We start from the raw sequence: 5,753 nt of genomic DNA, 5'->3' as shown, positions 1-5,753 counted from the left end.
CGCTGCAGCGGCTGGGCTTTGCCCGGCCGCCCGAGGCGATCGCGATCGTGCGGGGCTGGCTGCATGGCCGCTACCGCGCCCTGCGCAGCGAGCGGGCCCGGTCGTTGATCACCGGGCTGCTGCCGCGGCTGCTGGCCATCGTCGGCGGCACCGCCGATGCCGACGCCACGCTGCAGCGGCTGGACGGCTTCCTGGCCCGGCTGCCGGCCGGCGTGCAGCTCTTTTCCTTGTTTAACGTCAACCCGGAGCTCCTTGATCTTCTTATCGATATACTCGGATTTGGCGGCCGGATCGCCGATTATCTGACATCGCATGCCGAACAGCTGGAGGCGGTGCTTGCGCCCGGCTTCTTCAGCGCCTTGCCGGAGCGGGCGCAGCTGGAGGAGCGGCTGGCCGCCGAGCTGGCGACGGCACGCGATTTCGAGGACGAGCTCGACGTCATGCGGCGCTGGACCAACGACCAGCGCTTCCGCGCCGCGGTGCATATCCTGCGCCGGCTGTCGGAAACCCCGTCCTGCGCCGCCTTCCTGTCCGATGTCACCGAGGTGGCGCTGCGGGCCCTGACACCGCGGGTCGAGACCGAATTCGCCCGGCGGCACGGCCGATTCCAGGATGGCGGCATCGCCCTGGTCGCCCTCGGCAAGCTCGGCGGCCGCGAGATGACGATCCGGTCCGACCTCGACCTGATCATGATCCACGACGCGGCGGCGGATCAGGTGTCGGATGGCGACAAGCCGATCGGCCCGATGGTCTATTACACCAGGCTGATCCAGCGGCTGGTCTCGGCGATCACGGCGCCGACGGCGCAGGGCGCGCTGTTCGAGGTCGACATGCGGCTGCGGCCCTCCGGCAATTCCGGGCCGCTGGCGACCAGCCTGGACGCCTTCACCGGCTATCAGCGCAGCGATGCCTGGACCTGGGAGCACATGGCCCTGACCCGGGCCCGGGTGATCCAGGCGCCGGAACATCTGCAGGGCCGGATCGAGGCCGAGATCCAGTCGGTGCTGTGCCTGGACCGGGATCCGGCCAAGCTGCGGCGCGACATCGCAGACATGCGCGGCCGCATGGCACGCCAGCGCGACACGGCGGATATCTGGAACATCAAGCACTTCCGCGGCGGGCTGGTCGATATCGAGTTCATCGCCCAGTACCTGCAGCTGCTGCACGCCGCCGCCCATCCCGGCATCCTGCACCAGGCCACGGCCGAGGCGCTGCAGCGGATCGAAGCGGCCGGGCTGCTGCCGGCCGATGAGGCGGAGGTGCTGCTGCGGGCGCTGGCGACCTGGCAGCGGGTGCAGGCCTTCCTGCGCTTCGCGGTCGAGGACAAGTTCGATCCGGCCGAAGCGTCGGAGGCGATGATCCGCGGCCTGCTGCGCGCCATCGGCGAAGACCGGGCCGACCCGCCCGACGACCTCGACACCGCCGCAGCCGGGCTGCGGCAGCAGGCCGCCGGCGTCATGGTCATCTTCGACCGCCTGATCGGGCCGCCGCCATCGCCCGCCGAGGAGCCAACGGCCGCCGGCGGATAGGGCGCCGTCAGTCGGCCTTCGCGACGTTGCCCTGGCCCTTGGTGCCGTTGTCCCTGGAGGTCTCGACCAGACCCTCGGCGACCCGCTTGGAGAACTCGGTCTCGAGCCCCTGGGCCAGTTGCCTGGCCTGGTCGACCCAGCCTTCCCGGTCGATCCGGCCGGGAAAGGCCAGGAAGGCGCCGGCCCATTCGACATTGGCGGGCGTCCAGGCCGCGATCTGGTCGAAATGCCAGATCCCGAGCCCGTGCAGCCGGGCCTCGTTCTGCCGGCCGATGCCCTTGATGCGCTTGAGGTCGTCCGCCTTGCCGCCGCGGGCCTCGGCGAGACCGGCCGGCTTCGTCCCGGGATGGTCGTCATCCCCCGGCGCCACAGCGGCCATCGGGACAGGCGCGACTGGACTCACGGCCGGTGATACAGCCGGCTGTTCGTTCGCCGACAGCAGACTTCGCACCCAGGCGCCGACGACGCAGCCGATCAGATAGGCCACGAAGAACAGCAGCGCCGTTTCGAGATAGAGCCCGCTGCGGCCGCCAAACCAGCGGAACAGGGCGACGACAAGGCCGGCCAGCCACAGCAGGGCTGCCCATTTCAGCCAGCCCGGCAGCCAGGATCCGTCATTCGGCGCCCGCGACCAGGTCAGCCAGCCGACCGCGAGGCCGAGCACGAGGGCAAGGAGGCACCAGAGCCAGTAGGTTTCGATCAGATAGACCATGGTCCCGCCCCCTCAGTTGACGAGAAAGTCGATGCGGCGGTTGCGGGCCTTGCCCTCTTCCGTATCGTTCGACGCGACCGGCCGGGTGCTGCCATAGCCGACTGTCGTGAGATGGTCCGGCGCCACGCCGGCCTGCTTCAGATAGTCGGCGACGGCATCGGCCCGGCGCTTGGAAAGATCGAGATTGGCGGTGGCATCGCCGGTCGAGTCGGTGTTGCCCGAGATCTCGATCCTTGCGTCCGGACAGCGCTCGGCGACGCCCACGAGCGTGTCGAGCAGCCCGGCCGAATCCCGGGAGATCGTGGCCGCGCCGGTGTCGAACCCGATCGTGCCCTTGCCCAGCAGGGCGCTGAGCAGGCCCTGGCAGGTGGCGGCGTCCACCGCCGGTTCGGGCGGCTTGACCGTGACCGTGGCATCGGGTTTGAAGGGCGCGGGCAGCGCCGCCGCGAAGGCAGCCTGGATGTCGCCGGCGGCCTTGTCGTACAGCGCCTGGCCCGACAGCTTCACGTCGGTGCCTGACATCGCAAGCGTGCCCTGGCCCAGGCGCGACAGCGGGCCGAGCGCGGCCGACACCGCATCGCCGAACCCATCGGGCGCGCCGGCGCCGATCGCCAGCTGGTCCGTGACAGCCTCGCCGAAGAACAGGCGCCGCGCCGCCTCCAGGATGCCCTGGTGCGTCTTGTCATCAGGGACATAGCCCGTCAGCGTCAGGGCGCCGTCGCCCTTGGTCGCGTTGAAGGTGTAGGGCGAAATCGCCCCCGCCTTGATATCGACCGAAGCCAGGTCGAAGCCCTGCGGCAGGCCGGACCGGATCGCGCCGGTGATGCCGTCGGCGGTGACGCCCGGCTTGCCGGTGCCGCTGACGGAGAGCTTGTTGTCATCGAGCGTGACCTTGCCCTCGGCCAGCTGCGCCAGTTGCTGCAGGGCGAGCTTCGCCGCGGCCAGGATATCGCCGGCCGGCGCCCCGCGGGCGATCCGCAGCCGGTCGACGATCGCGTCCCCGGGGAAGCTGTGCGCCACCTCGGCCGCCAGCCCGGCACGCAGTTCCGCCGACGGTACCGCGCCGCCGAAGGTCACGGTCTTGTCGGCACTGGTCGCGCTCCAGACATAGGGCTTCAACACGGGCGGCAGGATCTCCGCCTTGACCAGGGCCAGCCCGGCGGGCAGCACCCGGGCCGCCGCCATCGCGGCGTCATAGGCCGCCGCCGTCGGGGCTTCGCCTGATATGGAATAGTCGCCGCCGCTCAGCGCGACGCTGCCGTCCGTCAGCGCCGCCGCCTGGGCAATGCCATAGACGGCAGCCGAGGCGAAGCCATCGGGCGCCCCGCTCGCATATTTCATCTCATCCTTGATCGTGGCGCCCGGGAAGGCGGATTTGGCGGCCGCCAGGATGGTCACCCGCGCCTCCGGTATGGACACATGCCCGGACAGCAGCACCGAGCCGCCGTCCCGCTTGACCGACCAGTCGTAAGGCTGCGCCGTGGGCGGCGCCGAGGTCGCATCGGCGACCAGCCGCACGCCCGGCGTCGTCCGGACCGCGGCGACGTCGCTGGCCGCCTCCGCCGGGGCAAACACCAGGCCGGCGATGGTGACATCCCGGCCGGCAGCTTCGACGCGCGGCGACTCGATGGCCGAGGCCGACGCGACAGCGGCACCGGCGCGGCCGGCGATGTCGTGCTCGACATCCGTGGTGTCGAGCCAGTTGGCCAGCAGCCAGAGCACGAGAAGCGGCACAAGCCCAAGCCACCATTTTCCCGGCTGACTCATGATGCCCTTCCATCGTCGGACAAGGGATGATGCAACCCGGCATGCTTCACGCCGGCCCGAAGACCAAAGCCGTCATCAAAATTGAAACAAGAACAAAATCGATCTATTCGGCTGCACATGCGACATCACGGCCGCGATGTCATCGCCCCACCAAGCACATGCCAACGGATACTATACACTATACTATCGTATGTTTGAAATACGGACAGCCGGGCCTGACGGTCCGGCGATCCGGCATCCGATGCGGGCTTGCCGAACGGCAGCCTTCGTCCTAGGTCAGCAGCGCAACGAACCGTGTGTGGAGAGACCCTCATGACCGTCGAGATCGGCAAGTCCGCCCCGGATTTCACCCTGCCCAAGGCTGGCGGCGGGACGGTGTCGCTCGCGGCCCTCAAGGGCCGGAAGGTGATCGTCTACTTCTACCCGAAGGCCGACACTTCGGGCTGCACCAAGGAAGCCTGCGGCTTCAACGACACCCTGCCGGAATTCGAGGGGGTGGATGCCACCATCATCGGCATCTCCAAGGACCCGATCCCGGCGCTGAACAAATTCGCGGCCAAATACGGCCTGACCTTCACCCTGGCCTCGGCCAAGGATGACGACACGGTCGAGCGCTACGGCGCCTGGGTTGAGAAGTCGATGTATGGCCGCAAGTACATGGGCATTGACCGGTCGACGGTCCTGGTCGACGAACAGGGTATCGTCCGCGGCCTGTGGCGCGGCGTCAAGGTGCCCGGCCATGTCGAGGCCGTGCTGAAGGCCGTCCAAGGCTGATGCAAAGGCCGGGTCCGCCGTGGCGAACCCGGCCCGCTCTCTCAAAAGGCGTAGGCGTCCATCGCCAGGGCGCCCATGGTGACGCTGGCGTGCAGGCGCTTTCCCGGGCCGTCGCCGGCGCCGAGGGCGACGAAGAACGGCAGGAAATGCTCGTCGGCCGGGTGGTTCTTCACCGCCTCCGGCGCCAGGCGGCGATAGTTCAGCAGATCGTCGGTGCGGCCCTCGGCCACCGCCGCGGCGACCCAGTCGATGAACACCTGCGCCCAGCCGGAGACCGGCGCGTCGGGCCCGCCATGCCAGTTCAGCGCCCGCAGATTGTGGGTCAGCGACCCCGAGGCCAGGATCATCACCCCGTCGTCGCGCAGGCCGCGCAGCGCCTGGCCCACGGCATAGTGGTGCGCCGGGTCGCGATGCGGCTGCACCGACAGCGTGGCGATCGGGATGTCAGCCGCCGGGAACATCCGGCGCAGCGGCACCCAGGCGCCATGATCGAGGCCGCGGCTGTTGTCGACCGCCACCGGCAGGCCGGCCGCGGCGATCCGTTCGGCCGTCAGCCGGGCCAGGCCGGGTGCACCCTGGGCGGGGTAGCGGATCTGGTACAGCGGATCCGGGAAGCCGTAGAAGTCGTGGATCGTCTCCGGCTGCGCCACCGCCCCGACCGTCGGCACCTCGGTCTCGAAATGGGCGGAGACGACGAGGATGGCGTCGGGGCGCGGCAGGCTGGGGCCGAGCGTGTCGAAGAACCGCCCCGCCGGCTCGTCGGACAGCGCCAGCATCGGCGATCCATGGGAGACGAACAGCACAGGCATCGCGGTCATCGGAAATCTCCTGGTCCGCGGCCGGCAGGCCGCTGGGGGTCATCGAGCTGCGACGCGGTGCATCGCGCCTCATCATATTGAACGCATCCCCGGCATTTATAATCGGGCATGACAGCAAGAGATTGTTGCTGCCATATTGACAATCTCATGGAC

5 protein-coding genes are annotated in these 5,753 nt (G+C 69.3%); 2 read left to right on the top strand and 3 right to left on the bottom strand.

The window, feature by feature from the left end; all coding sequences use genetic code 11:
- Positions 1-1,529: [protein-PII] uridylyltransferase family protein (locus tag AC3XYG_RS33550; RefSeq protein WP_489144228.1), on the top strand; the 1,529-nt coding region annotated here is incomplete at its 5' end.
- 7 nt (positions 1,530-1,536) lie between these two features.
- Here AC3XYG_RS33550 and AC3XYG_RS33545 read toward each other — a convergent pair.
- Both AC3XYG_RS33545 and AC3XYG_RS33540 read right to left on the bottom strand, forming a co-directional pair.
- Positions 1,537-2,241 carry a helix-hairpin-helix domain-containing protein gene (locus AC3XYG_RS33545; RefSeq protein ID WP_489144227.1) on the bottom strand — a complete coding sequence of 235 codons (705 nt, stop codon included), beginning with the start codon at positions 2,239-2,241 and terminating at the stop codon, positions 1,537-1,539.
- A gap of 12 nt (positions 2,242-2,253) precedes the next feature.
- A complete protein-coding gene (locus AC3XYG_RS33540; protein ID WP_489144226.1) occupies positions 2,254-4,008 on the bottom strand; it encodes an OmpA family protein in 1,755 nt (584 codons plus the stop codon).
- Positions 4,009-4,320: 312 nt separating this feature from the next.
- Between AC3XYG_RS33540 and AC3XYG_RS33535 the strand changes: the two genes are divergently transcribed.
- On the top strand, positions 4,321-4,782 hold the full coding sequence (locus tag AC3XYG_RS33535; protein WP_489144225.1) for a peroxiredoxin: 462 nt from the start codon (positions 4,321-4,323) through the stop codon (positions 4,780-4,782).
- A 41-nt stretch (positions 4,783-4,823) separates the two neighbouring features.
- Here the strand turns inward: AC3XYG_RS33535 and AC3XYG_RS33530 are convergent, their stop codons facing one another.
- Positions 4,824-5,600 carry a DODA-type extradiol aromatic ring-opening family dioxygenase gene (locus AC3XYG_RS33530; protein WP_489144224.1) on the bottom strand — a complete coding sequence of 259 codons (777 nt, stop codon included), beginning with the start codon at positions 5,598-5,600 and terminating at the stop codon, positions 4,824-4,826.
- Positions 5,601-5,753 lie beyond the last annotated feature (153 nt).

The organism is Inquilinus sp. (assembly GCF_057815775.1).
The sequence above is the reverse complement of the archived record's forward strand: the minus strand, read 5'-3'. Positions and strand labels throughout refer to the sequence as shown.